General features: G+C 60.7%; 26 protein-coding genes and 2 pseudogenes. 17 read left to right on the forward strand and 11 right to left on the reverse strand.

Annotated elements, in window-relative coordinates; translation table 11 throughout:
• The 5 genes from HBE63_RS27615 to HBE63_RS27635 all read right to left on the reverse strand — a co-directional run bounded on the left by HBE63_RS27615 (window position 1) and on the right by HBE63_RS27635 (window position 5,183).
• On the reverse strand, window positions 1-1,230 hold the full coding sequence (locus HBE63_RS27615) for a CaiB/BaiF CoA-transferase family protein (protein WP_166908022.1): 1,230 nt from the start codon (window positions 1,228-1,230) through the stop codon (window positions 1-3).
• Window positions 1,230-2,423 (reverse strand): cytochrome P450, encoded by a 1,194-nt coding sequence (locus HBE63_RS27620; RefSeq protein ID WP_166908024.1) that lies wholly within the window; start codon window positions 2,421-2,423, stop codon window positions 1,230-1,232. The genes HBE63_RS27615 and HBE63_RS27620 overlap by 1 nt, the downstream gene beginning before the upstream one ends.
• 194 nt (window positions 2,424-2,617) lie before the next feature.
• Window positions 2,618-3,400: a FadR/GntR family transcriptional regulator gene (locus tag HBE63_RS27625; protein WP_055119796.1), complete on the reverse strand. Its 783-nt coding sequence runs from the start codon at window positions 3,398-3,400 to the stop codon at window positions 2,618-2,620.
• 75 nt (window positions 3,401-3,475) lie between these two features.
• Entirely contained in the window at window positions 3,476-4,474 is a 999-nt protein-coding gene (locus HBE63_RS27630) for an LLM class flavin-dependent oxidoreductase (RefSeq protein ID WP_166910283.1), read from the reverse strand.
• A gap of 289 nt (window positions 4,475-4,763) precedes the next feature.
• A complete protein-coding gene (locus tag HBE63_RS27635; RefSeq protein WP_166908026.1) occupies window positions 4,764-5,183 on the reverse strand; it encodes a hypothetical protein in 420 nt (139 codons plus the stop codon).
• Between the two features lie 1,207 nt (window positions 5,184-6,390).
• Here HBE63_RS27635 and HBE63_RS31625 point away from each other — a divergent pair.
• From HBE63_RS31625 to HBE63_RS27700, 13 genes and pseudogenes are all read left to right on the forward strand, one after another.
• Window positions 6,391-6,755, forward strand: a pseudogene (locus HBE63_RS31625) (ABC transporter permease); the annotation flags it as partial.
• A gap of 817 nt (window positions 6,756-7,572) precedes the next feature.
• Window positions 7,573-8,505 carry an ABC transporter permease gene (locus HBE63_RS27645; protein ID WP_208301226.1) on the forward strand — a complete coding sequence of 311 codons (933 nt, stop codon included), beginning with the start codon at window positions 7,573-7,575 and terminating at the stop codon, window positions 8,503-8,505.
• Between the two features lie 59 nt (window positions 8,506-8,564).
• Entirely contained in the window at window positions 8,565-9,377 is an 813-nt protein-coding gene (locus HBE63_RS27650; protein WP_243858794.1) for an ABC transporter permease, read from the forward strand.
• 22 nt (window positions 9,378-9,399) lie between these two features.
• The gene (locus HBE63_RS27655; protein WP_166908031.1) at window positions 9,400-10,476 is read left to right on the forward strand and encodes an MlaD family protein; all 1,077 of its coding nucleotides are present in this window, start codon (window positions 9,400-9,402) and stop codon (window positions 10,474-10,476) included.
• Window positions 10,473-11,474, forward strand: coding sequence for an MlaD family protein (locus HBE63_RS27660; protein WP_166908033.1), 1,002 nt, complete (start codon window positions 10,473-10,475; stop codon window positions 11,472-11,474). The genes HBE63_RS27655 and HBE63_RS27660 overlap by 4 nt, the downstream gene beginning before the upstream one ends.
• Window positions 11,462-12,433 carry an MlaD family protein gene (locus HBE63_RS27665; protein WP_208301227.1) on the forward strand — a complete coding sequence of 324 codons (972 nt, stop codon included), beginning with the start codon at window positions 11,462-11,464 and terminating at the stop codon, window positions 12,431-12,433. The genes HBE63_RS27660 and HBE63_RS27665 overlap by 13 nt, the downstream gene beginning before the upstream one ends.
• Window positions 12,433-13,533 carry an MlaD family protein gene (locus tag HBE63_RS27670; RefSeq protein ID WP_166908035.1) on the forward strand — a complete coding sequence of 367 codons (1,101 nt, stop codon included), beginning with the start codon at window positions 12,433-12,435 and terminating at the stop codon, window positions 13,531-13,533. Before HBE63_RS27665 ends, HBE63_RS27670 begins: the two co-directional genes overlap by 1 nt.
• The gene (locus HBE63_RS27675; RefSeq protein ID WP_208301228.1) at window positions 13,530-14,528 is read left to right on the forward strand and encodes an MlaD family protein; all 999 of its coding nucleotides are present in this window, start codon (window positions 13,530-13,532) and stop codon (window positions 14,526-14,528) included. The genes HBE63_RS27670 and HBE63_RS27675 overlap by 4 nt, the downstream gene beginning before the upstream one ends.
• Complete coding sequence (locus HBE63_RS27680) at window positions 14,525-15,475, forward strand: MlaD family protein (protein WP_166908037.1); 951 nt, start codon at window positions 14,525-14,527, stop codon at window positions 15,473-15,475. Before HBE63_RS27675 ends, HBE63_RS27680 begins: the two co-directional genes overlap by 4 nt.
• Window positions 15,476-15,514: 39 nt before the next feature.
• Window positions 15,515-16,180, forward strand: coding sequence for a hypothetical protein (locus tag HBE63_RS27685; protein ID WP_166908039.1), 666 nt, complete (start codon window positions 15,515-15,517; stop codon window positions 16,178-16,180).
• Between the two features lie 29 nt (window positions 16,181-16,209).
• Complete coding sequence (locus HBE63_RS27690; RefSeq protein ID WP_166908041.1) at window positions 16,210-16,833, forward strand: hypothetical protein; 624 nt, start codon at window positions 16,210-16,212, stop codon at window positions 16,831-16,833.
• A gap of 141 nt (window positions 16,834-16,974) precedes the next feature.
• Complete coding sequence (locus HBE63_RS27695) at window positions 16,975-17,406, forward strand: hypothetical protein (RefSeq protein ID WP_371814829.1); 432 nt, start codon at window positions 16,975-16,977, stop codon at window positions 17,404-17,406.
• A 79-nt stretch (window positions 17,407-17,485) separates the two neighbouring features.
• A complete protein-coding gene (locus HBE63_RS27700) occupies window positions 17,486-17,878 on the forward strand; it encodes a hypothetical protein (protein WP_208301229.1) in 393 nt (130 codons plus the stop codon).
• A gap of 354 nt (window positions 17,879-18,232) precedes the next feature.
• Here HBE63_RS27700 and HBE63_RS31630 read toward each other — a convergent pair whose 3' ends face one another.
• Window positions 18,233-18,769, reverse strand: a complete 537-nt coding sequence (locus HBE63_RS31630; protein ID WP_166910292.1) for a hypothetical protein — start codon at window positions 18,767-18,769, stop codon at window positions 18,233-18,235.
• A 589-nt stretch (window positions 18,770-19,358) separates the two neighbouring features.
• Between HBE63_RS31630 and HBE63_RS27710 the strand changes: the two are divergent.
• The 3 genes and pseudogenes from HBE63_RS27710 to HBE63_RS27720 all read left to right on the forward strand — a co-directional run.
• A pseudogene (locus HBE63_RS27710) lies at window positions 19,359-20,147 on the forward strand (MCE family protein); the annotation flags it as partial.
• Window positions 20,114-20,695, forward strand: a complete 582-nt coding sequence (locus HBE63_RS27715) for a mammalian cell entry protein (RefSeq protein ID WP_166908043.1) — start codon at window positions 20,114-20,116, stop codon at window positions 20,693-20,695. The pseudogene HBE63_RS27710 and the gene HBE63_RS27715, both read left to right, overlap by 34 nt.
• Window positions 20,692-21,423, forward strand: a complete 732-nt coding sequence (locus HBE63_RS27720) for a hypothetical protein (protein WP_243858338.1) — start codon at window positions 20,692-20,694, stop codon at window positions 21,421-21,423. Before HBE63_RS27715 ends, HBE63_RS27720 begins: the two co-directional genes overlap by 4 nt.
• On the opposite strand, the gene HBE63_RS27725 is transcribed toward HBE63_RS27720, so the two are convergent.
• From HBE63_RS27725 to HBE63_RS27740, 4 genes are all read right to left on the reverse strand, one after another.
• The gene (locus HBE63_RS27725; protein WP_166908045.1) at window positions 21,403-22,023 is read right to left on the reverse strand and encodes a cysteine hydrolase; all 621 of its coding nucleotides are present in this window, start codon (window positions 22,021-22,023) and stop codon (window positions 21,403-21,405) included. The two genes, HBE63_RS27720 and HBE63_RS27725, sit on opposite strands and share 21 nt — an antisense overlap.
• A gap of 128 nt (window positions 22,024-22,151) precedes the next feature.
• Window positions 22,152-23,264 carry a cytochrome P450 gene (locus tag HBE63_RS27730; protein WP_243858795.1) on the reverse strand — a complete coding sequence of 371 codons (1,113 nt, stop codon included), beginning with the start codon at window positions 23,262-23,264 and terminating at the stop codon, window positions 22,152-22,154.
• Window positions 23,265-23,323: 59 nt separating this feature from the next.
• Window positions 23,324-24,121, reverse strand: coding sequence for an SDR family oxidoreductase (locus tag HBE63_RS27735; RefSeq protein WP_166908049.1), 798 nt, complete (start codon window positions 24,119-24,121; stop codon window positions 23,324-23,326).
• Between the two features lie 14 nt (window positions 24,122-24,135).
• A complete protein-coding gene (locus HBE63_RS27740; protein WP_166908051.1) occupies window positions 24,136-24,966 on the reverse strand; it encodes a mycofactocin-coupled SDR family oxidoreductase in 831 nt (276 codons plus the stop codon).
• Window positions 24,967-25,136: 170 nt separating this feature from the next.
• Here HBE63_RS27740 and HBE63_RS27745 point away from each other — a divergent pair, with 170 nt between their 5' ends.
• Entirely contained in the window at window positions 25,137-25,964 is an 828-nt protein-coding gene (locus HBE63_RS27745) for an enoyl-CoA hydratase/isomerase family protein (RefSeq protein ID WP_166908053.1), read from the forward strand.
• 54 nt (window positions 25,965-26,018) lie between these two features.
• Here HBE63_RS27745 and HBE63_RS27750 read toward each other — a convergent pair whose 3' ends face one another.
• Complete coding sequence (locus HBE63_RS27750) at window positions 26,019-26,798, reverse strand: SDR family oxidoreductase (protein WP_166908055.1); 780 nt, start codon at window positions 26,796-26,798, stop codon at window positions 26,019-26,021.
• Window positions 26,799-26,845: the final 47 nt, after the last annotated feature.

The raw sequence follows: 26,845 nt of genomic DNA on the forward strand, positions 1-26,845 counted from the left end.
CTACGTGATCGCACCGGCGACTTTGAGCTCGATGAGGTGGTCATCGTCGACTCCTAGTTCGCGTAGTACGTCGTCGGTGTGTTCGGCGAACTGCGGAGCGCGTTCGAGGTTGCCAGGGTCGTCGTCGAATTTCACCGGGTTCGCCACCAGGCGCTGCGGATTGCCTTCGGCGTCAACGATGCTGGCGATGCGGCCGTTGGCGGTGAGTGCTTCGTCATTGGCCATCTCCCAGGCGTCTTGTACGGGCGCCCACTGGCCGGTGCCGCGACCGAGTATTTCTTTGCATTCGGCAAAGCTGAGCTTGGCGATCGTGTCGTGAACGATGCCATAGGCAAGGTCCGCGTTTTCCGCCATGGCCTGTAGCGATGCGAAGCGTGGATCGGCAGCGTATTCGTCGAGGCCCATCAGATGGCAGAACTCCGGCCAATACCGGGTCGGCTGAAGCATCGACAGTTGCACGAATCGCCCGTCGGAGGTGCGGTACGCGCCTGTGAGCGGGTTACCCGGGGCTTGGGTGCGGCGTTCGATCTTCGGCAGCGGACCGCCCCACAGCATCGCCATGTTGACATTGAACTGGGTGGTCCAGGCACCCACCGCGAGTAGGGACACGTCGAGCACCGACGGCTCGCCTGTCACATGCCGTCCATAAAGTGCGGCTGCCACGCCACCCGCGATGGTCATGCCGCCGATGTTGTCGCCGTAAGCGCCGGCGGGCATGAAGGCCGAGTGGTCGGCATCGGGTGGGTTGAGTCCGTCGGCGCTGCCGCCGCGGGCCCAGAATGCGGTCGCATCGTAGGCGCCGGAATCACTGTCGGGTCCGTGCATGCCGAATCCGCTCCCCGCCACGTAGATGATGTCGGGGTTGACGCGGCGAACGTCATCGACATCGATGTTCAACTTCGCACGTGCCGATGGTAGATAGTTGGTGAGAAAGACATCGCTGCGTCGGACGAGATCTTCGAAAACGGGCCGGCCTTCGGCATTGTCGAGAGCAAGTCCCACGCTGCGTTTTCCGCGATTGGGCGCCTCCATGATCGGCGCGAACGACGATCCCGGTTTCGAGGCCGCGGCGCCGAGCACCTTCACCAGCCCGCGCTGGGCGTCACCGGTGACCGGATGTTCGATCTTGATCACCTCTGCGCCCCAGTCGGCGAGCACCGCACCGGCTGACGGCACATAGGTGAACTGTGCCACTTCGAGAACACGAACTCCGTTGAGCGGCTTGCGCATCAGAGGTCCCAAACCAGAGGCAGGCTCTCCAACCCCAACTGCGAGCCGCTCTCGAGCATTTGCGCGTCTGGGGCCACCCGATAGTTCGGTATCCGCTTGTGCCATTCCTCAAGCGCGATCCGGAGTTCTTGACGGGCCAGGTGCGAACCGAGACACCGGTGCGGACCGGCACCGAAACCGATGTGATTGTTCGGTTTACGAGTGATGTCCACCGACGTCGCATCGGGGAAGGCGGCGTCGTCGCGGGTCGCGGCAGCCAGCGGAATGTTCACCATGTCGCCGGCCTTCATCGGGCATCCTTGAATCTCGATATCAGCCATCACCTTTCGGGCCGGAATGACGATCGCGTAGGCGCGGACGAACTCCTCGACTGCGGTCGGGATGGTGGCGGGTTCTGTAACAATCCGCTCCCGGTCGTCGTCGTTCCGGGCGAGGTGAAGGAACGCCCAGCCGAGCGTGACCGAGACGGTGTCGAGGCCCGCCATGAACATCAGCAGGCAGAAAGACAGGAGATCCTGGTCGGTGACCGGCTTTCCGTCAATCTCGTAGTTCAGTGCCTTACTTACGATGTCGTCGCGTGGCTGTTCGCGACGCTCGGCGATGACGGTCGAGAACCGGCCCATCACCGCGAACATCGCGGTCATCTGCTTCTGTAATTTCTCCTCGTCACTGCCGCCGGCGTGGAGGATGTCGTGCTCCCACTCCAGGTATTGGTCGAGTTCGTCGACGGGCAGGCCCATGAGATCGAGAAAGATGGTGGTCGGAAAGCGGGTTGCGAAGTCGGCCATGAAGTCGCACGATCCGCGCTCGGCGATGCCGTCGATGAGCTCGATCGCGCGCTGCCGCACTGTCGATTCCATTCGTGCCACCGCGCCCGGGGCGAACAGTGGGCCCAACTGGCGGCGCCACTGCTTGTGCTCGTCGCCGTCCAGCATCTCCGGGATCCACTTGATTGCAGGTTCCGGATCCAGTGCGGTCACCACGCTGTTCGAGAAGACCTCCGGGTTCTGCATGATCTCCAGGATTCCCTGGTAGTTGCACACAGTCCAGAACCCAGGGCCGAATTCATTTCGGTACCAAGGGAACTGAGCACGCAGCTCGTCATACCGACGAAACCAGGTGCCCTCGGGTTCGGTTGTCGTGTAGTCGAAGGTAGCGGTCGGCACGGTCTCGGCCCGCTCACTCGTTGTCACTCTGCCTCCTACCTGCGATGCATACAGAGAATCGTCTCACCGATGCGACGAAATTAGGTAGATAGTATCAGTGAAGGGGTCCCAGTGCGAGACCTGGGACACAATTAGGGGGCCGTATGAGCGCGAGCACACGGGTCAGATGACCCGCGGCAGGCGGGCGCATGGCTGGGGCGGCCGGCACCGAGGGCGAGGATTCAGTAGATGATGTCGCGGACTTGAGTTTTCTCGTAGCCCTTGAGCAGGGCGGCGCCGGAGTTCTCCATGTGTTTGCGCCAGTGTGTCTCGGTCTCAACAACTTTGCGCGCGGAGACCAGATCGTAGAGCCGAGCATAGGAGCGCATGAGTTTGGTGTACTGCGCTTTCGGTACAACGTTCTGCGCGCTCTTGAGAGCGGCTGTCATGTGCCTTTCGAAGATCTCATGGAGCATGCCGGCGATCATCGCCAGGGTGGCGTTACCCGACAGTTCCACCAAGCCTCGGTGTAGCTCGGTCGTGGCCGTCGCCAGCTGTCTCGTTTCCCACGCCGTGGGGATCCCGTCGATCAGCCGTTTGAGATCTCGATGCGTCTTCGCGGTCCCGTCTTTGGCGAGCAGTCCGGCTGCATACGGCTCGATGCCGATCCGTGCTGTCATGACGTCGGTAAGAGTCGTTCCCGAAAGCGCGAGTAGCAGTCCGGCGGGCCTCGCGACGACTTCGGGCCCTGGTACGCAGACCCGGGCGCCGGTACGTGAGCCGCGACGGACCTCCACCAAGCGGTCAGATTCCAGCACCCGCACGGCTTCTCGTATCGAAGGTCGACTGACCTTGAAGTGTGCCATCAGATCGGCCTCGTACGGCAAGAAGTCGCCGTCCTTGAGTTGCCCGTCGACGATCATCCGCCGCAGCGTGTTCGCGACCAGCTCTGCTGTTTTCGGCGAGCGAACCGCGGTGGAGGATTCCGGTGGGATCATCGGCGCGATGGGTTCCTGTCGAGGCATCCAACCCTCCTGACGGTTTCACGAAGCGCACCCAGTAAACCATGTCAGCGTGGTGTGCCGTGGGTAGGCGAGTCCCTATGCTTTGACTTGCTGCATGAGTCTGATGGCTGCTGCATCGTAGGCGGCGCGGCGACGACGTCCTACCAGGAAGCTCGGTGGCGATACAAATGCCAGGTCTGGCAGCCGCTTTCGATTCGCGAGCATCTCCGACGCCTGTTTGGTGTCCCCGCATATCGCGATCGACCACAGCATCTCATCGCTGACGTGATCTGCGATCGTGTCAGGCCGGCCACTGCGAAAAGCCGTACGGATGGCCGCAACTTCGTCCTGCCAGCCGTGCAACTCGATGAGGGAATCGTAAGTTCGGACGGTCAGGTAGAACGCGATCTGCAACCGCGCCTCCCGGATCGCGCGCTGCGGGTCTTCGTCGTCGATCGCGGTGATCAGCCAACCCCAGCGCCGCAAGGAGGCGACATCGCGGCCGCTTGCCTCCGCCCCTCCGGCGAGCTCGGGCTCGACCAGCTCAGTCCACCAGCGATCGGTGAACACTCCGTGGCCGAGGATGCCGTCCGCGACGCGGCCCGCGGTGCGCACCATGATCTTGTTGAACGCTCCGACCAGGATCGGTACATCGAGCCGGCCGAAAACTGGTGCGCGGATGTCGGCGTCGATCGAGTAGAACCGGCCCTGGTACCGGATCGGCTCGCCGTTCTCGGCATGGAGAAATGCCTGGATGGCTTCGATGAGTTCGGCCATGCGCGGCGCGGGATGGTCGGCGTCGACGCCGAACCAGTCGCGATTCATCCGAGGGGTTCCCGATCCCAGGCCGAGAAACACCCTGCCGGGCGCCTGCCTGGAGAGGTGGCGGACGGCCGCGGCGTGAATGAAGGGTGAGCGCGCGAAGGCGTACGCGATGCCGGGACCCACCATCGCGGTCGCGGTGTCGCGGGCCATGTCAGCGGCGTTGACATAGGCACTCAGGTCAGCGAATTCACCGGTACAGAAGCCGCCGGCGCCGGCCGCTTCGGCACTTGCTGCCAGCTCTCGCCCGGGCCAGGGGAGTCCCCACTTCATCATCGACCTCACAATGCGGTTGTACACAACATAGATCACCTAGTGAGATATGACCATACGTGGTCAGGCGGCGGCGTGGAAGCTGGCGGTGGCCCATGGTCGATGGCGGTTCGCATGTGACGATCCGTGACGTCACCGATCTCGCGAATGTCACCAGGGGGCTCCGAATCCTGGGTTCCCTTGTGGCATTGCGCATCTGGACCGCAGCGGCCGCTTCGTGATTCGCTCCGAGTAAGGCTTGCCCGATGACTGTGGTTTCGGCGGGCCGGCGCGTTCGCGCCCCCAACGGCTACAGCGTGGTCTCTACTGGCCCTAGTGTTGTGCAGATTGAGCCCTGAGTCGTGTACGCCGAGCCGCAGCCCCTGCCCGTGGTGGTGTATGTCGTCCCGGGTTTGTACGGTGCAAGGACCTGCGCGTTGCTCGGCACGGCACTGAAACCGCATACCGGCGGAGCCGACGACTCTTGCGGGGACAGGCAGACCGTCAGGGAGTTGGGGCTGATCGCTCCGGTGCACGGATACGGGGTCAGTGTCGCCCGGACCATGGTGGTCTCCGATACCTGGACCACCTCCGGCTTGGAAAGGGTGTAGCTGCAGGACGGTTCGGCCCGGCCATCGCCGGCAGGGTTGGCGCTCGCCGTGACCGCGAAGCTGAGGCCGGCGAGCGTGGTCGCGAAGCAGCTGATAATGACAGCGAGACACCGACTCATGAGCGGATGGTACAACCGGATCCGCAGTCTCAGTTGTGAATCGCAGCCGTGTGTACACGATGGACACCGTGGGATCCGAGACTGTGCAAGCTCACGAAGGCCCTCCGGCGAAACCGCCAATCCGCAAGAACATGCCGCGTGAATGGGTCGGGTAGATGTCGTTATACCTGGGGCGAGCAACCCATAGATATCCGACGTGGGGCAGGCCAGGGAATGGCAGGGGGTCGGCTGCGGAGCTGTCGCGACTACGAAATAGGAACATATTTAATCCTGTAAATGGATAGATGATTTACTAGGCTCGTGGGTGTGCACGCCACGCGGGGAACCGCAGTCATTTCTCCACCGGACAATCGCGGCGGTGCCAGATCGGGCCGACTGCGGTGCGGCCGGCCGGGCTCAACGAGCTGGGCGGTGCGCAGCTGCTCGGTTGCAGTCGCGGCGGCATCGAAATCCGGCGTTGGGCACCCGAGCGGCGGTACCTCGACCGCGCGATGCGGGGTAGGGCGGGGGTTCTGAGCCTGGCGAATTCCGATTTGAACCGGCCAATCGCATTGACACGTATATCGCGTGGTTGTTCTAAGAACGGTGGCAGAAAGTGGACATCTACTTTGGCGAAGAATGCGCGCAGCACAGTCTGAACAAAGAAATGCATCAATGGGCATCTAGTCGATGTTAAATGCATTCACAGCAACGGTCGAGTAAAAGGAAATGTCCTTGCTGTCGACTCGTACCGTAGGGCGCATTACAGCTCGTATCGGAAGAGCGCAGCAACTATTCATGCAGACCGTTGTGCTCCTGATAATCGACAGGTGAGACGGCAAGCCGGGTACTGTCCAACAGGTCACAGCAGTTACCCAGTGCGCCCGATATCGAGTCAACGCAGGAGCTAAACTGGCGTAACTGCAGGTTGTAGGGCTGTCGTGAACTTCGGGCGAAACTGTGCTGTCACATGCACCCGCTGCAAGTCTGAGACGGTTCGGCCCAATCGGCACATGACTCCGCAGCAAATTTGACCTATCAAACTAGGTGGTCTTGGTGGTCGGCGCCCACGCTAGTCGGCAACAGTTGCTCGTATGGAAAATTGTGGTGTACGGTTCACCCGCAACGCGCTTGTGTCTCCGATCACAAGCGCCCGGTAGTTTCCGAACTTTAGGCGCGAAGGATTCAGCGATCTTGCCAATCTGGGCGAAGACGGGAGGTGGTGCTGGTGGTTGGTGCGCAATCTGTCACCAAGCTGGTTCGCGGCATCGGAGAGTTCTTCGCGATAACACTGGACACGTTGGTCCAGATGGTCAGGCATCCGTGGGCCTGGCGCGAGTTCGTCCTGCAGACCTGGCGCGTGGCGCGGGTGGCGCTGATGCCGACCATCCTGTTGTCAGGGCCGTCACCGTGCTCACCATCGACGTCCTGCTCGTCGAGATTGCCGCTGCCGACTTTTCCGGCACCGGAGCGGCGATGGGCACGGTCATCCAGACGGGGCAGATCGTGACGGTGGTGGTGATCGCCGGTGCCGGCGCGACGATCACGTTCGCTGCCCGCGGTGCGCGGACCATCCGCGACGAGTTCGGCGCGGGACTGGTGGTCCGTCTGCGTTTAGAGCTGGTGGAGAGCGGCTCTGCCGCGTCGGGCACCGGCGGTGATGACTTCGGAGAGTTCGGCGACCCACGAACTCGACGCCGGGGTGGGGCGCCGGCGGCGACGACCCCTGTGCGCCAACGATTTCGCGATCGCAGGGGTGGAATGCGCCGAAACGTTGTGGCCTTTGGGCAAATCGGGCAGAACCTCGTCGCTGACAACGTTTCTCGCGGCGAACACGTTGATTGTGCCGTTGCGCTTGTCGCCATAGGTCACGGCTCCCGCGCGGCCCGCCTTCATATTCATATGCAGCCCAACAACATCGAAGAACTTGCCTTCGAAGTCGGGATCGTTGTCAACCTCGAAAATCTCCACCCCCCGCGGCTTGAGATAGTGATCGGCCCGGATCTCGGCGGCGGCGCCCTTGCCGATCCCAACCCCCGCGACTACTTGCTTTGCGAGCCGACAACGCCGGCACCACAACATCTCCGAGTCGACTCCGCGCCGTCGCGCGATCTACTCATCGACCACCCCATCTCTGGCCCACAACAGCGCGCGTGCCCGAACTACTCGTCGTTGCGGCAACGACGTCGAGGCAGCCATCCGCTGAAACCCCGCACAAAGCGGGCTCGAACATCGATGTCGAAAGCGACGAGCGAAGGGAGTCGGTCGGCAATGCTGAGCGCCCACGATGTCGACATGCCGGCCTGCGCGCGGACTTCGTCGCAGAGTGCGTGGACACATACGAACAGACCTGCTGCCCTGGGCGCCAGGGCAACAGTGGTTAACAACGTACCGGAGGGTTGAGTGCCAGATGCCACTGCAGACTAGGCGCGAAGAGGCCCGTCAGCAGGACGAGGGGGTGTATTCGCCACGCCCTGATGAAGACACCGTCGTCACCAGTGTCCGGCGCGATCGGTCAACCCGGCTGCGCCTCCGCGTCGCCAAGGCGATAGCGCGCGTCGGTGCTATTCCCGCGCAGAGCGCTGCAACGACAGGGCGCGGTGTACTCCTCGCGGCTTCAGTTCTGCGATACACCGTGACTGACACACTCTCGCTGCGGCTCCCTGTAGGTGAGCTTATTCTCCAGGCTTGGAGCTTGCTCAAAGTGACGGCGACGCCGGCAGTGCTGATGGCTATACCCATCGGTGCGCTGGTGGCCGTTCAGACAGCGGGCCTCGTCAACCAGATGGGGGCCAGTTCGCTTATCGGTGCTGCCACCGGGATTGGCATCATTCGACAGGGCGCTCCGATGACTGCGGGCTTGTTAATGGGTGGTGCCGCAGCGTCTGCGATCGCCTCGGACTTCGGGGCCAGGGCCATACGCGAAGAGCTCGATGCATTACGAACGCTTGGGATCGATCCAGCACGACGACTGGTTGTACCGCGTTTTCTCGCGCTCATTCTGATTTCGCCGATTCTATGCATAATCGTCATCGCATCTGCGGTCGCAGCCTCATACATCATGGGAGTGACGGTCATGGATGTCACGCCCGGAAGTTTCTGGATGTCATTCGGATCATTCGCGAAGATGGTTGATGTGTGGTTCGCGATGGGTAAGACAGTTATATTTGCTGCGATTGTTGGCGTGATTTCCTCGCTCCGTGGTATGGAAGCCAAGGGTGGCCCGCGCGGTGTTGCAGATGCGGTGAATTCATCGGTAGTGCTCAACGTTGTCGGTATCGTCATCGTGAATCTCGCCATCACCCAGGTGCAGACAATGTTCTTCCCCACAGAGGTGGCGTAATGGCGTTGCCGTCGCAGGGCGTTCGGGGGGCGCCATCAGCCCATCTGAGACTGGCTCGTATGCCGATAGGATATCTGAGCCGCACATTCAGAACCGTAGGGCAATGGGTGGTGTTTATTTCACAGACTTTCTGGACGCTGCCCATAACCGTCCGCCGATATCGGCGGGAAACGCTGAAAGTGATGAATAGTTTAGCGTGGGGTCGGGGATCGATAATCGTCGATGGCGGGGTGATCAGCGTACTGCTCATCCTCGGTTTCATGCTCGGCGCCATGGTGGCGATCGAAGCCTTTGCGATCCTGAATCTGGTGGGATTTGGCGCGTTGTCCGGAATCATCGGCGGATTTGCCAACGTCCGGGAGATGGCGCCATTGGTGGCCGGGATCGCCTACGCGACTCAGGCCGGTTGCCGGATGACCGCCGAGATCGGTTCAATGCGAATCGGCGATGAGATCGACGCCACCGAAGCAATGGGGCTGCAGTCAATTCCGTTCGTGGTGGGTACCCGACTTGTGGGCGGTATGTTGTCGGTGGTGCCGGGCTTTATGTTTGCACTGGTGGTCAGCTTCTTTGCTTCCAATGCTGTGATCCGGTTGTTTTATAATCAGCCGGGCGGTACCTACGATCACTATTTCACGATGTTCCTTTCCACGACAGACGTCGTGTATTCCCTCATAAAAGGTATTGTATTTTGCACAGCCGTGACGTTGGTTCATTGCTACTACGGATTTTTTGCTTCGGGTGGACCCGTCGGTGTCGGTGAAGCTTCGGGTCGGGCAATTCGATCTAGCCTCGTTGTGATCATGGTCCTGGATTTCGCCCTGACCGTAATCATGTGGGGTGTTAAACCGGTCTTCGTGTTCAAGGGGTAGGTGGATCAGATTGCTATTCCGGATGTCGGCGGAAGCCGAAACGCGCAGGCTCACGATTATTGGCGTGGCAGTGATGTCGTGCCTGGCGGTGGCATGTGTGCTTATTGTCATCAACCCATTCGGCGACCGCATGGCCGACCGGATCTCGATCGTGATGGCTATGCCGTATGTGGGCCAGGGCGTCACTCCGGGAACTGCGATGATGATGCACGGTGTCAATGTAGGAGAGGTCACCAGTGTTTCGAGCTTGCCTACCGGCGGCGTTGAGCTCAGGGCGTACCTGCAGTCCGGACCTGCTGCGGGTTTGACCGACACACTGAGTCTTGATTTTCGGCCGGCGAATTATTTCGGCGTCACTGGTGTCAATCTCGTTCCAGGACCGGGCGGGCAAGCTCTACGAGATGGCGCAAAAATCGATACGGTGCCACGCGGAAACTTCACGCTGCCTACGATGCTTTCTCGTCTGGGTGAGATTACCGACGGAGTGGTGACGCCTCAGCTGATCCACGTCATCGAAAGAGCGACCCGGTACACAGACGTGCTCAATCCGCTGATCGAGACAATGGTGATCACAGCCAATGCGCTCACCAAGGTACAGACGGTAAGTACCGAGCAACTTTTGAGGACCACGACGGGCGTGACCGTGGTGATGCCGTCGTTTGTCGCGACGCTGGCCGACGTGGGCGACAACTTCACCCGTCGTTCGTGCATGAGTACGTTTACCGAAAAATGCCTCAAGGGCGTTCCGAACGTACCCCCAGAATTCACTCCCGGTTCAGATATTCCTGAGGAATTTTGGCGTACCAGAGCGATCCCGACGCTTGATTACGTCTCGGCATCGTTTTTCGCCGCGATCGGAAAACTGGAGTCGTCACATACTGAAGACCTCCTTCCGGCGGTCGGTCTGGTCCAGACGCTGACCGATGTGATACCGGGTCTGGTGACACCCGAAAATGTGGGCTCGAGCCTGGTGGAATTGCGAACTCGATTGGAAAAGCTGTATGCCGGATCACCTGACCAGCGTGCACTGCAGGTGCACATCGTGCTCGACAATCTCCCCGGCGTCGCGGCTCCGATCAGCGCGATGGGGGGTCCGTGATGAAGCCTAGTGGTGCGTTATGGAGATTTGCGCTGAGCGGCGCCTTCGCCCTTCTGGTGTTTATCGTGATCGTGAACCTTCTCAGGCAGCCAGTTGCGGCCACCACGCGTTCTTACACAGCCGAATTCACTGATGTGGCGGGTTTGTATCTCGACTCAGACGTCCGCGTCCGCGGGGTGCGTGTGGGGAAGGTTCAATCCGTCTCGCTTGAGCGCAAAGCAGGGCAGAGCCTTGCTGCGGTCGAATTCAGTCTTGATAAGCGTTACACAGTAGTGCCTGAGACACGGCTTGCCATCAAATACCAGGTGCTTACAGGGGCGCGTTACGTCGATGTCGTTAATCCGTCCGAGGATGCGAACGCAAGCCCTTTGATCAGAGTGCCGACGAACATGACACAGCCATCGTTCGACGTCACGACTCTGTTCAATGGGCTCCAACCGGTTCTCGCGACATTGAGTCCGCCCGATATCGACAAATTCACGGCGAACGCCGCGGCCTATCTTGCGGGCGACGGCAGTGGCCTCGGACCGATGTTGGAGAGTATCCGGACGCTGACCAGCTTCGTATCGGACCGGCAGCAGGTGATTGCGACTCTGATGCGAAATCTTGATGCAGTGGCGGGCGAACTCGGCGGGCACTCCAAAGAGTTCGTCCAAATTCTGGACTGGATAAACCGGCCGATCGACGGCTCACTGACAGTATTGGACGAATTCCGTAAGTCGGAACTGTATGGGCCGGGGTTCACGTCTTCGGCTGTAGAACTGTTGCACAACCTGGGATTCAAACCCGGTGCTGATCTCGACGCAGGGCTCGATCGCGCCGTCACAGTGTTCGATGACTGGACCGATGCTGTCAAGCGAGTTCCGGTCATGTGGGATAACATCCAGCCCCCTGCGCCGCCGGGTGTGGCGCTGCCGTGTTCGCATGGGCCGGCCCAGTTGCCGGAGTTCATGGACGTGCTGCTGAATGGGCAAAAGGTGATCTTATGCAATCACTGAAAATTTTCAGAAACTCGACGTTCTGGGGCGTCGCTGCGCTGGTCATGACTGCGGTGGTGGCGACAACAGCAGCGGTGCTCTATATCGACCCTCCGGGATACAAGGCGGTTGTCTTCTACACCGACGACGCGGCATCCCTCCATTCTGGTGACGCCGTGAGGATTGCCGGAATAACGGTTGGGAAGGTGAAGAAGCTGTCGATCGAACCGGATCGGGTCAAGGTAACGGCAAGTGTGGATAAAGACGCATTTGTTGGTGATCGGTCTCAGGTTCAGGTGCGCATGCTTACGGTGGTCGGTGGTTACTATGTGAATCTTGTACCACTGGGCGAAAAGTCGCTGGGTAACGGTTCCATTCCGATGGAACGTGTGACGATGCCCTACAACCTGGTGACTACGCTGACCGACGCCACAAAGATCACCGACAACGTTGACACTAAGCCTATCCGCGAATCGCTGGATGAGATCCAGCAGGGACTTACCGGAACGAACGTGGAATCGCTCAGGGCGGTGATCGATGCCGGAAATACTCTGACTGCCACGATAGGCAAGCAACGGGGACAGATAACTGCGATTCTCGACCTGTCAGACGAATATATCGAGTCGCTGAAGGATTTCCGCGGAGTACTCCAGGAGATGGTTTCGAAGATAGCCGTCCTTGAACAAACGCTTGTTTTGTACAGCAAGGGTTTTGGCGCTTCGCTGAGCGGCCTGGGCGACGTGGGTGATGCGCTCCTCCGTCCGGTTGAAGAGCTTTATCTCGGAAATCGGGAAGAGTTTCTCCAGCGGGTCCGCGATTGGCAGGACACCGTTAGGAGATGGGCCGACAACAACAGCAGGATCATCCCCAGGCTGCGTCGCGTCAGAGACAAGATCGAGCGTGTTCTGGATGCGCAGAACGCTCCACCGGAGTTGCTCGCCACCGATTTGTGCATCCCGATGCCAGGAAGTCCGTGCTGATGGCCGAAGTAGTGGTTCGACCCAAGTTGCGCATTGCTTTTGCTCTGCTCACCGCTGTTGTAACTGTCGCCGGGGCATCGTCCTGCGCCGTATCGAGGGGTTCCGCGGAGACCGGATATTGCGCGATCATGCCGGACAGTGTCGGTTTGTACGTAGGAAACCCGGTCACCCAGATGGGCTACCCGGTTGGCAGAGTCACATCGATCGCTCCCCAACGAATGAATGTTCGCGTCGAATTTTCCGTGGACCAGAGCCGGCCTCTTCCCGGTGATGTCAAGGCGGTTACCCGATCGCCGTCGCTCCTTGCCGACCGCGCGCTGGAACTGGTCGGCAACTACAACGGGGGTCCGCGGCTCGTTGCCGGCAGCTGTATAAGCCTCGACCGCGCCGCGACACCCAAAAGTTTGTCTCAGGTGATCGGATCGGCGACCACATTTCTGAACGCGATCAGTCCCGACGACTCGTCGAATATCGGTGACACTGTTCGTGGGATCGATCAGTTGGCACACAATAATGGCGCGGCCGCGAATCAGTTGCTCACCAGCACGTCAGCACTGCTCGATAGTCCCGACAAGGCGGTCAGCGATGTCGGTTCGATCGTGAGCAATCTTGCGCAACTGACGACGACGCTGAAAGACATCAGGGGCCCAATGAAAGAGGCTCTACTCGATGCAGTCAAGACCACCCCCGACATGGCGACGGCGCTGGAGGGTACCCACCGACTCGCTTTGCCACTCGCGGAGTTCCTCGTGATGACTGCTGACGTGGAGAAGGAGTTGGGTGACGAGACGCAGCTGACGCTGGACACGGTGAGCGCCACCGTAAGAAAGCTGAGTCCCCACGCCAACCGGTTTGCGGATCTGCTCAATCCGGTGCCGTGGTGGATCAACACCGCAGCTAATCATTTTAACCAGCGTCAATTCCATACTTTCAACATCGCCTATCGGCCACCGATGTTTCGGATTCCGACACACGACGGGCTTGCCCTCTGCGGTTTCATGAACGCCTCGACCCCCGGAAGTTGCGCCGACGTCCATGGTCAACCCTATGCGGTGGATGTCGCGTTGCTTCAGTACGTGCTCACGCAGGCGAACCGATGAGCCGTTGGATGCGGTCGGTGGGTGCCGCGGTTGGGGTTATGTTGCTGTCATCGTGTGCGTCGATCACCGTTAATTCGCTGCCCCAACCAGGTGGCAGCTACCGCGACGGCTACAACATCGTCATGGAGTTCGCCAACGCACTCAACCTGCCCGACCGGGCAAAAGTAATGATGGACGGCACCACCATCGGGGTCGTTACCGGAGTCAATCTCACCGGGGATCACGTCGACCTTACTTCGCGGATCGATTCAGCAGTGGTGGTGCCGTCGAACGTTCAGGCGACAATGCGGCAAGCGACCGTCCTCGGCGATATTTATGTCGAGCTCGAACGCCCGCAATCGGGTGACGGGGTAGCTACCGCTGTCGGCCCGGAGGGAAGGATTCCCATGGCGCAGACGACGTCTCCTCCTCAGCTTGAGGACACGATCGCGAACTTGGCGAATTTTGTTGGCAGCGGGTCTATCCAGCGCGTTCAGAACACGATTATCGGCCTCAACCGGGTTACTCCGCCGGACCGTGGTGAGCTCCGCCAGATGGTGACGCGTGTTGCCACCGATCTCTCGGATGTAGCCAACAATATCGATGTCGTAGACAAATGGCTTGAAGGTGCAGCGGGGACAGCCGATGTCATGAACAGGAATCTCTCTTCATTTAGCTTTTGGTTCTCACCCACCGGTATGCGGGGTTGGGACCGTGCTACACAGGTCGGCGTTTACGTAGGAACCCTGCTTCCGTCCATCGGGAGCGTCTACAGTAGTGGATTCTGGTTGGTGCCGATGCTGAATTCGACCGCCAAAGCGATGGGTGCTGTACAGCAGACCAAATGGGCATTCGAAGGCGAAGAATATGAAGCATGGCATAAGCTGTTCACGAATAACTTCCTTCCGGTGGACAAGTACCCGGCAATAAACATTACGTCGATAGTCGGGCCCGACGGGCGCGAACTATCTGGCAATGTTCAGGATGTGCTTCGAATCCTGGGGGCGACACCATGACCATAAAAAATGTGCTGTCGTTCGCGGCGTTCGGATTAATTATCGTTTTCGCGATCGGCTACCTCGGGTCATTTGGCTTGAGGGTCGGAGCACCCGCCGGTACCAACTTGTCCATGGCGATCTCCGATACCAATGATCTCAACGTGGGCGCCAATGTGCTGCTGCGCGGTGTACCGGTCGGCAAGGTGACCAGGATCGAGTCGGGCGTCGAGAGCGCTACCGTCGATTTCTATGTCGACGCCGCCTACGACATCCCGGTCGACAGTGACGTTCACATAGAGAACCTGTCCGCGCTGGGCGAGACGTATATAGGGCTGAGTCCACGGACGAACGAGGGACCGATGTTGAAGGACGGTCAGCGCATCGCCACCGAGTCGGTAACGTTGCCTCCTTCGATCTCGCAGCTGGCAACCAGCGTGGTCCGGGTGCTCAACCAGCTCGACCCCGACCAGCTCAAGCGGATCCTCAATGAGGCCGACGCGGCTCTGCCGGATCCTGTGGCGGTGGAGCCTAACTTGGCTCGGGCAAGCATGCTGCTCAACAACACCGCAATGGGTATGCAGGGTCGGGGGCAAGAGGTACTGGGGAACTTCCAGCTCCTGCTGCAGAACGCGGGCTGGGTGGGGCCGGCGCTGGCGGATGTGCAGCAGCCGCTCCGTAACCTGAGTGTGGGTCTACGTGATTCATACAACATGTTGGCAAGAGCCGCCATTTGGGATAACCCGGAAACCATCAAGCAGACCGGATATCTGCTCGACCGATTTCAAGCCTTTTTGGACACCAGAGGCCCTGACATCAAGGTTCTGTCGGAAGCGTTGTTGCCAAAGTTTGAGGGCATCGGGGGCGCGTTGATGAATTTTGATAGCGCACAGATTCTAACAAATATGTTGTCGGCCTATCCTGAAGATGGCGCAATAACCCTGCACGTAACCATTCCGGAGGGTTAATTCGGGCGCCGCCGGGGTAATAAGTAAGGAGGAAAGCAAATGATCATCACCAACGACCAAGCCGAGAGCGCGACATCTGCATCTGGAGTGTCCGACGACGAGACCGAAGCGGAGGCGACGGACTCAGCGATAATTGAGACAACGGGGACGGCTGAGGATCAACCGAGGCCCGAGAAAGCGCGTGCGCGGATATCAATGTCCGTGCGATCGTTGGTCCTCGCCGTCGCAATTGGCATACTGGCGATCGCAGTTGGCGTGCTGTCATGGTTATTGATCGGCGCTCGTGCCGAGCTTGACGCAAAAGCTCGTCAGGCCGCCAACTATGACCGCGCCGAGGAGATGGCTCTCGACTATGCGGTGAATGCCGCGGAGATGGACTACAAAGACCTTAACGGCTGGAAAGTGAAGCTAGTGAAAGGTACTTCGCCAGAATTGAAGGAGAAGTTGACCAAAGCAGCCAACTCCATGGAGCAGATTCTTGTGCCACTTCAATGGAATTCCGAGGCGCGGCCACTGGTGGCGAAGGTGCGCTCGGACGTTGGGGGAGCCTATGTCGTCGACTCGTTCGTCACAGTGCTCACCAAGACTATGCAAGCGCCTGACGGTCTGCAGTCCACTGCAACGTACAGCGTCACCATCGACAGCAATAACGATTGGCAAATCAGCGATGTGGGCGGGATCGATGCCGTCGTGGGTTCAAAATAGCGAGATGCGTCGAACGGAATGGGATGCATATGCCAAGTAGAGGTGTTTTCAGCAGATGCTGTCTTTACCGAGGTGCTATCGGGGTAGCGTGTGTCTTGTTTTTGCTCCCTGGACTTGCCAGTGGCCGTGCGGCAGCCGATCCGCGTGCAGACGATGTGCCGGCCCCTCCGCTGCCGGTATTCACGCCCACCCCGAGTAATTGGGAGCCGCAATTCCCATTCCCATATGACGAAATGCGGAACAGCATTACACCTGCGGATATCGATGCGGAACGGGAAATGTGTCAGTGGTTCAATGCTCAATACGGTGATTTGAGACTGCAGATTGAGAAAGTCAACAACAGTGTCGTCCGTAGTAACGGAAATTTCAATGCCGAGGGCATTCCCCAGCAAGTCGACGCGGTCATAGCGAATATTGACCAGTCAGTCGAGTTCCTTACTCCACGAGCCCAGGTCCTGACCCAGAGTCAAGACTTCGCAGGGGACGTGTATTTCCCGCTCTACCAGGGCGAGAGCTTCTATGGACTCTGGCAGCAGCTGTCTAACGTCGGTAACGGCCTTAGGGTTCGCCAGCCGAACTGGTTCACAGGTCCATCGTTTCAGCGGGTGAAGCATTGGGGCAGCAAGATCGATCGATCCCATGTCTGTCGCTGAGCACCGCAACTCACTGCGTCAACGCCGCCGATAAGCGATCAGCAGCACCCGCTTCGACTAGGAGGACAGATAGTGAGAGGTGATCCCGATATCGGTGGGGCAGTTCGACTTCGCACGCGAATGGTAGCCAATGCGGCTACGGTGACCGTGACGACGGTCGGCATTTGTATGCTGCTCGCGCCGCCGGCGGCCGCTGACCCTGATCAGAATTTGCAGGATGCCGTGGCTTCGGCGCGTGGTACTGCATGCGGGCCGTTGACATACGATCCGGTTGCGGAACACGCAGCCGATATCGTGAACCGCGCAACGGACGAATACATGAGCCACACGGCCCGGAATGTCCCGATCGATGACGCTATGCCGATCCTGAAAGATCTTGGTAGCGGCGCGGGTAAGGCGGTCCGGCTACAGGGTGCCGGCCACAATTACAATGACGGTGATGCTATCAAGGGCGTGTTATTGGAGGGGTACAAGGCGATCCCCGATTGCTCTTATACCGACTTCGGCGTAAGCCTCCGGCACAATGTGGATACAGGTGACAGCATCGCCGTGGCCATCCTGACAGGGCCGTGACATTACGGGACAAATTGACCGCATGGCGTGGCTTCGCGGTTGTGGCCAATTCGACCATCGCAGGTTGCAGGGAGGTTACATGCTGCGTGTCGCAGGATTTATGGTCGCCGGGATTACCGGATACGCCTCAGTAGTTGTAAACCCGCCCGTTGCGCGGGCCGATGATCTGGTCACGTATGAAGTGATCTCTGACCAGATTGGGATGGCGAATATCGAATACCAGGATTCGACCGGGCGCATATTCGCGCAGAACATAGTGCTTCCATGGCGAGCTGACGCTACGGTGCATGCGGCACGTGATGCACCGCCGGACGGTAGCCAGGTCCGCGCGGACTGGCGTCCGGTTGCCGGACCGTCGAAGTGGGTGACGGTGCGCATCTCCTATGAGGGCAAAGTCATTTGTGAAAGCACTCTCGACGTCGGAGATGCCACTTGCTACGGCATCACACCGCATTTTCCCGGGCGTGAGTGACTTCGCGGCCTCGCGCTTATTTTCCCACCGTCTGGACGTTGGACAGAGAGCAGGCCGCGGCGCTGGAACGCTGCCGCGATGTATTCGTCTGTATTCGTAGACAGGTTAGGGCATGCTACATGCGCCCTGCTACCGGCACATCAGCCAATCCTTGCCGACCTCGGGATAAACGCGGGCCTGCTAAACCAAAAACCCTTACTCAGGCGTGAAATGCACCGTAAGTGTGCTGCTGGCACACCGCGGAGGCTCACGCCACTTCCGGTGTTGCACGTTCGTTACGTCGCGCTGCCAGCGTAAGTGAATGCGGACTAGGGCGACGAAGCCCTCCCAGGCTTTCCATCACCGACCCCTGAATTATCGGTAGCATGGGCCCCCGGTATCCGGGGGGCTACACGATGCCGGCCCCAGGGTCACCCAACTCAGATCCATCCAAGGAGCTGACAGCCAGGTCTGGGTGGGCTCGATCACGAAACGGAGCGGACCGCGTTCACAGTAGGTTTTACTGTCCGGTGTCACCGCACAGGTCGTCCCTTCGTGCTTGATGAAACTGCGCGGAGGCAGCGGCCGTTCCGCCTGTGTGGCAGGGAACCGTGCAGCCACCGACCAGTCATAGTGCATTGCCCGGTCTCCGTCGATCCAGCCAATATGACTGACTCCTGCCGGGGCTCCGGGAATAGCGCCAGCGCAACCGAAATCGCCTCTGCCCCAAATGCCGCAATTCTGTCCCGTCGGGGAGAGGAACCACACTCCGCCAGGAACCGCGAAGGTGCCGGCGTCGAGCCGATCGTAGTACCGGATGTCTGGATAAGGGTCAGGCGCTGCGGCCGGTGGCTCGGCGTGAGCCGTCACCGGGCTGCTCAGTGTCAAAACGGCTATACCTACGGCCGTCATCAAGGTGCGCCAGGGACGACTCGTTTTCCACATGCTCCTATTATGAACGAGATCGCCCGCGCAGGAAGGGATCTCTGAAAGGTAATTGGTCAGGCTCTCGTAGCGCACTGGGGACGGCGAGTATCGCGGCAACGGCGCGGTTAGCGATCGGAGCGCGCATTACAGCACCGATTCGTCGTAGTGGTCGGTGCTCTACAGCGCGTCGACGCGATACGGTGTGCCCCCGGCGTTCTCGATTCACTGGGTAAGGCATCGCCGGCAACCGGATCCCCAAGGGCGCCGTCGCCACGATCAGGGCTGATCATCGCCTAAAGCCGCGAAAGGCCGAGATATTCAAGGTCAGCAATTTGAGAAGGAGTTGGTCGATGACGTTGGCCTATACAGAATCCACCTGCGCGGGCAGTGGTGTTCTGCTTCGATGAGATGACCCAGTGTCTGAACCGTCGTGGTCTGGATGGAGACCTCGGGTAGGACCATAAGCGGAGGTCAGGGATGTGTACTGACTTCCCTCATCGCAATGATGCACAAAATCCGTTGTAGTGAAACGGAAGTCGGTCCTGCGACGGGTGAACAGCGCCTGCTCGAGAACCATCTGGCCACGGTCACCGGGCAACTGAAGGACAAGGATCAGGCGGTGCGGGGCGTTTTGCAGAACGCCGCGCCGGCAGTCGGCGAGGTCCGTGCCCTGTTCGACAGGTTGCAGCCGACACTGCCGGTGATCCTGACCAACCTGGTGGCCGTCGGCGAGGTGGCCGTCACCTATCAGCCCGACCTGGAACAGCTGCTGGTGCTGCTGCCTACCGGTACGGAAGCCATCCAAGGTGCCATCATGGCTAACCGAAATACCAAGCAGGACTACAAGGGCGGCTATCTGAGCTTCAACGTCAACGTCAACCTGCCGCCACCGTGCACCACCGGCTTTCTGCCGACACAGCAGCAGCGGGCCGCAAGTTTCGAGGACTACCCCGACGCCCCGCCGGGTGACCTGTACTGCCGGGTGCCGCAGGACTCGACGCTGAACGTGCGCGGTGCGCGTAACACGCCATGTGAGACGCGTCCGGGAAAGCGGGCGCCGACGGTGGCGATGTGCGAGAGCGACGAGAACTATGTCCCGCTGAACGACGGGTTCAACTGGAAGGGCGACCCCAACGCAACATTGTCTGGTCAGACGGTTCCTCAACCACCACCGGGAACGCCGGGCTCGACCGCGCTGCCGGCACCGGCCGCGGCACCGCCACCCCCTATCGCGGTGGCGAATTATGACCCGGCAACAGGGACGTACATCGGGCCTGACGGCAAGGTCTACACCCAAGCCAATCTGGCCCACGATGCAAAGGATCAAACATGGCAGACGATGCTGATGCCGCCGACGCAGTGAGTGCGTCAAATGGTGCCGTTGAGGATGAAGTGGCGGCCGACGCCGCTACCGACGCCAAACGCTCGATTTCGCCCCCACGACTGGCGCTCGTGGTCGGGCTCGTCGGTGTCGTGGCGCTGGGTGGCCTGTCAGGCTGGCTCGGTTTCCGCGCCTACCAGTCTCACCAGGACGAGAAGGAGCGCGAGCTGTATCTGCAGGTCGCCAGACAAGGCGCTCTGAACCTGACCACCATCGATTTTCAGCATGCCGACTCCGACATTCAACGCATCCTCGACTCCGCAACCGGCCAGTTCCACGACGAGTTCTCTCAGCGTGCCGAGCCGTTCCTCGAGGTCGTGAAAAAGGCGCAATCGAAGTCTGTGGGTACGGTGACCGAAGCGGGTCTGGAATCCGTCGCAGGTGATGAGGCCCAGGCGATCGTTGCGGTGACAGTCAACACGTCCAACGTCGGGGCACCCGAGCAACAACCCCGATCGTGGCGAATGCGCCTCACGGTGCTGAAGATCGGTGAGGACGTGAAGGTTTCGAATGTGGGGTTTGTACCGTGATCAAGCTGAGACGGCATTTCGATGCGGGCGCAACCGGTGAGTCGGCAGCCGACGAGGTCAAGCCGGCCGACGCGGTGGCCACTGAAGCCGATGCCACTGAAGTCGATGCGACCGAAGCGATCACCGATCGCGCTGCTGACATAGGTGCAGAGCAGCGCGACGCGCAGTCCGAGGCAGAAGACGACGGTGACGGCGCGAACGCTGACGATGACGCGGTGGGAGCGGAGTCAGTCGTCGCGGCAAAACGAATCAACTGGACGCGTGTGCTGGTCTACGGTGTGCTGCCTGGTGTGCTGCTGCTCGGGCTCACCGCGGGAATGCTGAAGTGGCGAGATTCGACGGTGCGCGCCGCAACGGCCGCAAGTGTTGAATCTGTGCAGGCGGCAAAGGATTCCACTGTGGCACTGCTGTCGTACAAGCCGGACAGCGTGGAACACGACCTCGCCAGTGCACGAGACCTGCTGACCGGTGACTTCCGCGACTCATACACTCAGTTGACCGAAGACGTGGTGATCCCTGGCTCCAAGCAGAAGCAGATCACCGCTGTCGCAACGATTCCTGCGGCGGCTTCGGTATCGGCGAGCCCGAATCATGCGGTCGTGCTCGTTTTCGTCAATCAGACCACCACCGTCGGGCAGGACAGGCCGACCGACTCGGCCTCGAGTGTGCGGGTTACTCTCGACAAGGTCGGCGATCGCTGGCTGGTCTCAGGCTTTGATCCGGTCTGATCCGGACCATTCGTGGATCAGTTCGTCGACGCTGGTCAGCTGGCCGAGGACGGCGATGGTGTTGTCCAGCACCTGCTCTGCGTAACTTGACGGCGTGCCTCCGACCGCGTCGCGTGGGACGGCGAGGTCGAATCCGGCCTGAGTGGCGTGTCCAGCGGTGTGGGTGATCGCCAGGTTCAGCGACACCCCAGTGAGGACGATGGTCGTCACGCCCAGCCCCTTGAGCACCGGCAACAACTCGGAGTCCAAGGTTGGGAACAGCCCATGGTGGCGTGGCAATACCAGGTCTGTGGAGGCCAGCAGTTCGGGAACCACAGCCGCAGCGGGGGTTCCCGGTGCCCAGTCTGCAGTGGCAGGTCCCAGCACCCGCCACAACCGTGCGGTGCCGGTTGGTCGACCGCCCAGGCTGCCCTCGTAGGTTGCGTGCACCACTTTCGCGCCGAATTCACGTGCACTGCCGAGCAATCGACGTATGTTTCCCACCAGGTCCGCGGCGTCAGTGGCCAGTGCAGGTAACACCGAATCTGGACCGAGCACACCGTTCTGGCACTCCACACATACAACGGCTGTGCTGTCAGGGTTCCAAGCTTTTGAAGCCAATTCTTATCCTTAGACGGTAAAAATATTTCACACCAAGATAATTCAAACCTCCGGTGACGCCCGGAGCTGACCCGGATCGCGCACAGACGCTGCAATCAGCGGCTCGTCGTCAAGTGCTCGGCGTAGGGTCAGCCCAGGGTCAGCGGCACGCGCTCCAGGGCAAAGGTGTTCGCGGGGAACACGATCTGCGGTTCGTAGCCGGCTTCCACCGAGAATTCGGGGATACGTTTCAGCCACTCCTCGAGGATGAGCGTGAGCTCCATGCGGGCCAGGTGTGACCCAAGGCAGCGATGCGGACCGCCACCAAAGCCCCAGTGCCGGTGCACCTTGCCGTCCATTACGACGTCATTGGATGAGATCTCGTCGCTGTCGTCACGGTTGATCGCGGCGATGCACAGCCGTACCCGCGTGTCGGCAGGCAGCGTGAAGTCCCCGATGGTCACTTCCTGGGTGGTGACCCGGGGAAGCATTGGTGCAGGTGGCTCCAATCGGACGATCTCCTCGACGAAAACGCTCATCTGATCGGGCTCCTCGCGCAACTTGACGCGCAACTCGGGATTGCGGGCGAGTTCCAGAAGCGCCGTGCTCATCGCTGCGGTGACGGTGTCCAGCCCGGCAAGCACGAACAGAAAGGCCAGTCCCATCACTTCGCCGTCGTCGAGTGCGTCGTCGCCGGTGAGCACCTGGGACAGGATATCCGGTCCGGGGTTGGCCCTCCGTTCGTTGACCGCCTCGGTGAGGTAGGCGAGCAGTTCCATTGCCGGGGTCAGGTCGACACCTTCGAGTGTCGGCGAATCCGCCAGTGCGATCACCGAATCCTTCCAGGCGATGAGACGGTCCCGATCCTCCAACGGCAGCCCGAACAGCGTCAGGAACACCTGTGAGGGGTAGGGGATCGCGATATCGGACACCACCTCGCACTCGCCCTTCGTGACCACGTCATCGATGATGTCGAGCGCTTGCTTCTGCAGCGACGGCAACATCTCGTTCAGGGTCTTCGGGCTGAAGAAGGGCTGCAGGATCTTGCGGAACCGGGTGTGTTCCGGCGGATCGAAGGAGATCGGCACCAGTGGCAGCGGGGAGCCCAGCACGTCGAATGCCTTCTTCGACGAGAAGAGTTCCGGATTGCGCAGTGCGGCGAGCACATCCTCGCGGTGTGACAGGTAGTACCAGCCGTCGATGTACACTACCCGTCCGGCGTCCCGCACAGCCTTCCACCCAACCCCACGATCGACGGCCATGGGCAGGCTCGCGAAGGAAAGTTCGGGTGCATCAAGGGTATTCACGTGTTCTCCTGGGTTTAGAACGCTGAGCGGTGCAAGCCGCCGTCGACTTCGATCCAACTGCCGGTGAGGTATCCGGCAGCTTCTGAGCACAGATACGTGATAAGTGAGGCGATTTCGCGCGACTTTCCCATTCGCCCGGCCGGTACGCGAGCCTGGGAGAGCATGAAGTCGCGGCGCTCCTCTTCGGAGCTGGCACCGAAATGCTGGTCAAGGTAGGCGATTGAGTTCTCGGTCTCGATCCAGCCGGGTGCGACGGTGTTGACCGTTATGCCGTGCTGCGCGTACTCGTCGGACACCGTCTTGAGCAAGCCGATCGTGGAGGGGCGACTGGTGTTGGCCACCGCATGGTGGATGTTGCCTGCCGGCTCCTTGGCAGTCGCCGACCCGATATGCACGAACCGGCCCCAGCCGGCCTCCTGCATCGCGGGCAACACCGCCTGCAGCAGCAGGATCTGGCTCATGGTGTGCGCTTCGAACGACTCGCGGTAGACGTTGATGTCACTGATGTCGACGAAGTCCCCCGGTCGCTGGTACTTCGCCTGCCCGATCACGATGAGCGGTGGCCCGTGTTCGGAGGTCACCGCACGGACGGCTGCTGCCAGCTGTTGTGGGCTACTCACGTCGGCGGGGGCGCCGAGGGCAGTGCCACCCTCGGAGCGGATCGCCTCCACCGCATCGTCGACATCGGCCTTGGTCCGGGCCAGTATGGCCACCCGGGCACCTTCCGCGGCAAGCATTCTGGTTACTTCGAACCCAATTCCCTTGCTGCCGCCGACGATCAGCGCCGATCGTCCCTCGATTCCGAAGTGCATTGCCGGGGTCTCCGCTAGCCTCGCCGAACGTCCATTCCCGCATCAACCTTGAGCAGGCTGCCGGTGAACGACCGGCCCGCGTCACTGAGCAGGAACAGGATGGCGTTGGAGACATCGCGGGGTTCGATCAACGGCAGGTCCGGCAGCGCGGTCTGTACGGCGTTGACCATGCTCGGGTTCGCTTCGATCACCTTGAACAGCGCCGGGTTCTCGGTGATCATCGGCGTGGCGCAGTTGGTCGGCGCCACCGCGTTGACGCGGATGCGGTCGGGGGCGAGCATGGCCGCGTAGGCCCGAACCAGGCCGACGATGGCGACCTTGGACATCAGATAGGCGTCGCTGCCGCCGCGGCCGTCGGTGAGATCCAGTAGCGCAATCATGGAGCTGGTCGCGATCAGGTGGCCGCCCTCACCGCGTTCCTTGATGTGGGGGATGGCGACCTGAAAGGCGTTCCACACACCGACGAGCATGATGTCGAGGCCCAACCGGAGGGCTTCGGAGGCATCGCGCTCATCGGCATTGGTGAGGACGGCGCCTGCATTGGCGAGCACGGTGTCGATGTGACCGAACTGCTCCACGCCGGCGTCGAATGCAGCCTGCAGTGCGGCTTTGTCGCGGACATCGGCCTTGCGAGTCAGCATCTGGCGGCCGGTCTTTTCGACCAGGCGTGCGGTCTCCTCCAACTCCTCGGCGGTCCCGAGCGGATAGGGGACGATGTCGAGGTTCTCGCAGATATCCACACCGACGATGTCGGCACCTTGCTCGGCACACATCACTGCGTGCGAACGCCCCTGTCCGCGAGCGGCGCCGGTGATGAAGACGACCCGTCCGTCCAGTGAACCCATTCTCATTTCCTCCGGTGTTAGATCGAGGGCCGCGCTCGGGTGGGCGGCGTCCTGACGTGACACATGTGAAGTGCGCCACGTCGTGAATGCTACGCGGAGAGTTTGGAATCATACAACTATTTGTCTAATTTGATGGATACTGGTCATCGATGCTCTAGAAGGGATCTCACATGTCCGACACTGCCAACGGCGGTCCGCGTCCACCCGACGGTGATTGGCTGGGGACGCCATTCCTCACCTTCAAGCGTGACGGCGCCTTCGCGATCTGCACGCTGGACCGGCCGCAGGCGCGTAATGCGATGACACCCGCGATGTACTTCGGGATCAGATACGCGATCAGTCGGGTCAACGCCGATCCTGATCTTGCGGGCCTGCTGATCACCGGCACCGGAGACGTCTTCGCGCCGGGCGGTGATCTTGGGCAGGCTGCCGAGGACAATTGGATGGACTTCGCGTCCACCATGGGAATGGACGTGACACCATTCGACATTCTGCGCCAGTCACCCAAACCGGTGGTCTCGGCGGTCAATGGGCTCTGCCAGGGCGGGGGTCTGCAGATCGCGATGTGCAGTGACCTGGCCGTGGTCAGTGATCGGGCCACCTTCCGGGTGCCCGAATTGTTCCGCGGGATCGCCGATACGTATTACAGCCAGGTGCTGGCCCGTCTGATCGGCCCGGTCCGGACCAAGGATCTGATGTTCACTGGCCGCACGCTGACCGCCGAGGAGGCGGTCGAGTGGGGCATGGTGGCCAGGGTGGTGCCCCACGATGAACTGCTCGATACCGCGAAAGAGCTTCTCGGGCAATGCTGCCGGACCGCACCCGGCGCGCGGGGTGTGATCAAGTCCAGCCTGGACAGCTACCTGGGCCTCTTCGACCGGATCGGCATGCAGACAAGTCTGTTCGGCCCTGAGGCACGGGAAGGTTTCCGCGCATTCAAGCAGAAGAACTCGCCGACCTGGGTGCACCCGCAGCTTCAGGTGGACGGACGGTTGTAATGCACGGTGCACGGTCTGGCTGGTGGGCCAGACCGTGCACCACTGCGCTCTGCGCTACTTCGGGGTGAAGCGCTGCGCTCCGTCGAGCCGCATCACTTCGCCGTTGACGTAGCCGTTGCTCAGCAGGAATGCCGCAGCGTCGGCGTACTCGTCCGGTGTGCCCAGCCGCTTCGGGAATGGAATGTTGGCGGCGAACTTGGCGATGGCCTCCTCGCCGACCGACTCCATGATCGGTGTCTTCATGGTTCCCGGTGCGATGGTGTTGACCCGAATGCCAACCGAACTCAGATCGCGGGCGGCCGCGATGGTCAACCCGATGACACCCGCTTTTGCTGCAGCATAAGCGGTCTGGCCGATCTGACCCTCATACCCTGCTACCGAGGCGGTCATCACGATGGCGCCCCGTTCGCCGTCGTCCCGCGGTTCTGCGGTGGCAGCTGATGCCGCCACCAGGCGGGTCAGGTTGTAGGTGCCCGTCAGGTAGAGGTCCAGGGTTTTGGTGAAGCCACCCAGATCGGCCGGGCTGCCGTCGCGCTGCACGATGCGTTGAGCGACACCGAATCCGCCGTGCGCGACCACCGCGTAGCGGAGCTGCCCCAGCTGGTTGGCCTGTTCGATGGCGCCGAGGATGCTGTCGTCGCTCGTCACGTCGGTGCTGACGAACAGTGCTCGGCTGCCCAACTCATCGGCCAGTGCCTTGCCCTTGTCGGCGGCGAGATCAGCTATCACCACCCCGAGGCCGTCGGCATGGAGCCGGCGTACCGTGGCTTCTCCCAGCCCACCTGCGCCACCGCTGACAATCGCGGATGCACCTTCGAACTTCTTTACCGTCATGAGTTCTCCTTTTCTACTGTTGATTTAGCGATTTGTGGAGTTTGAGC

Origin of the sequence: Mycobacterium sp. DL440, from assembly GCF_011745145.1 — a bacterium.
In the GTDB taxonomy this organism is placed as follows: domain Bacteria; phylum Actinomycetota; class Actinomycetes; order Mycobacteriales; family Mycobacteriaceae; genus Mycobacterium.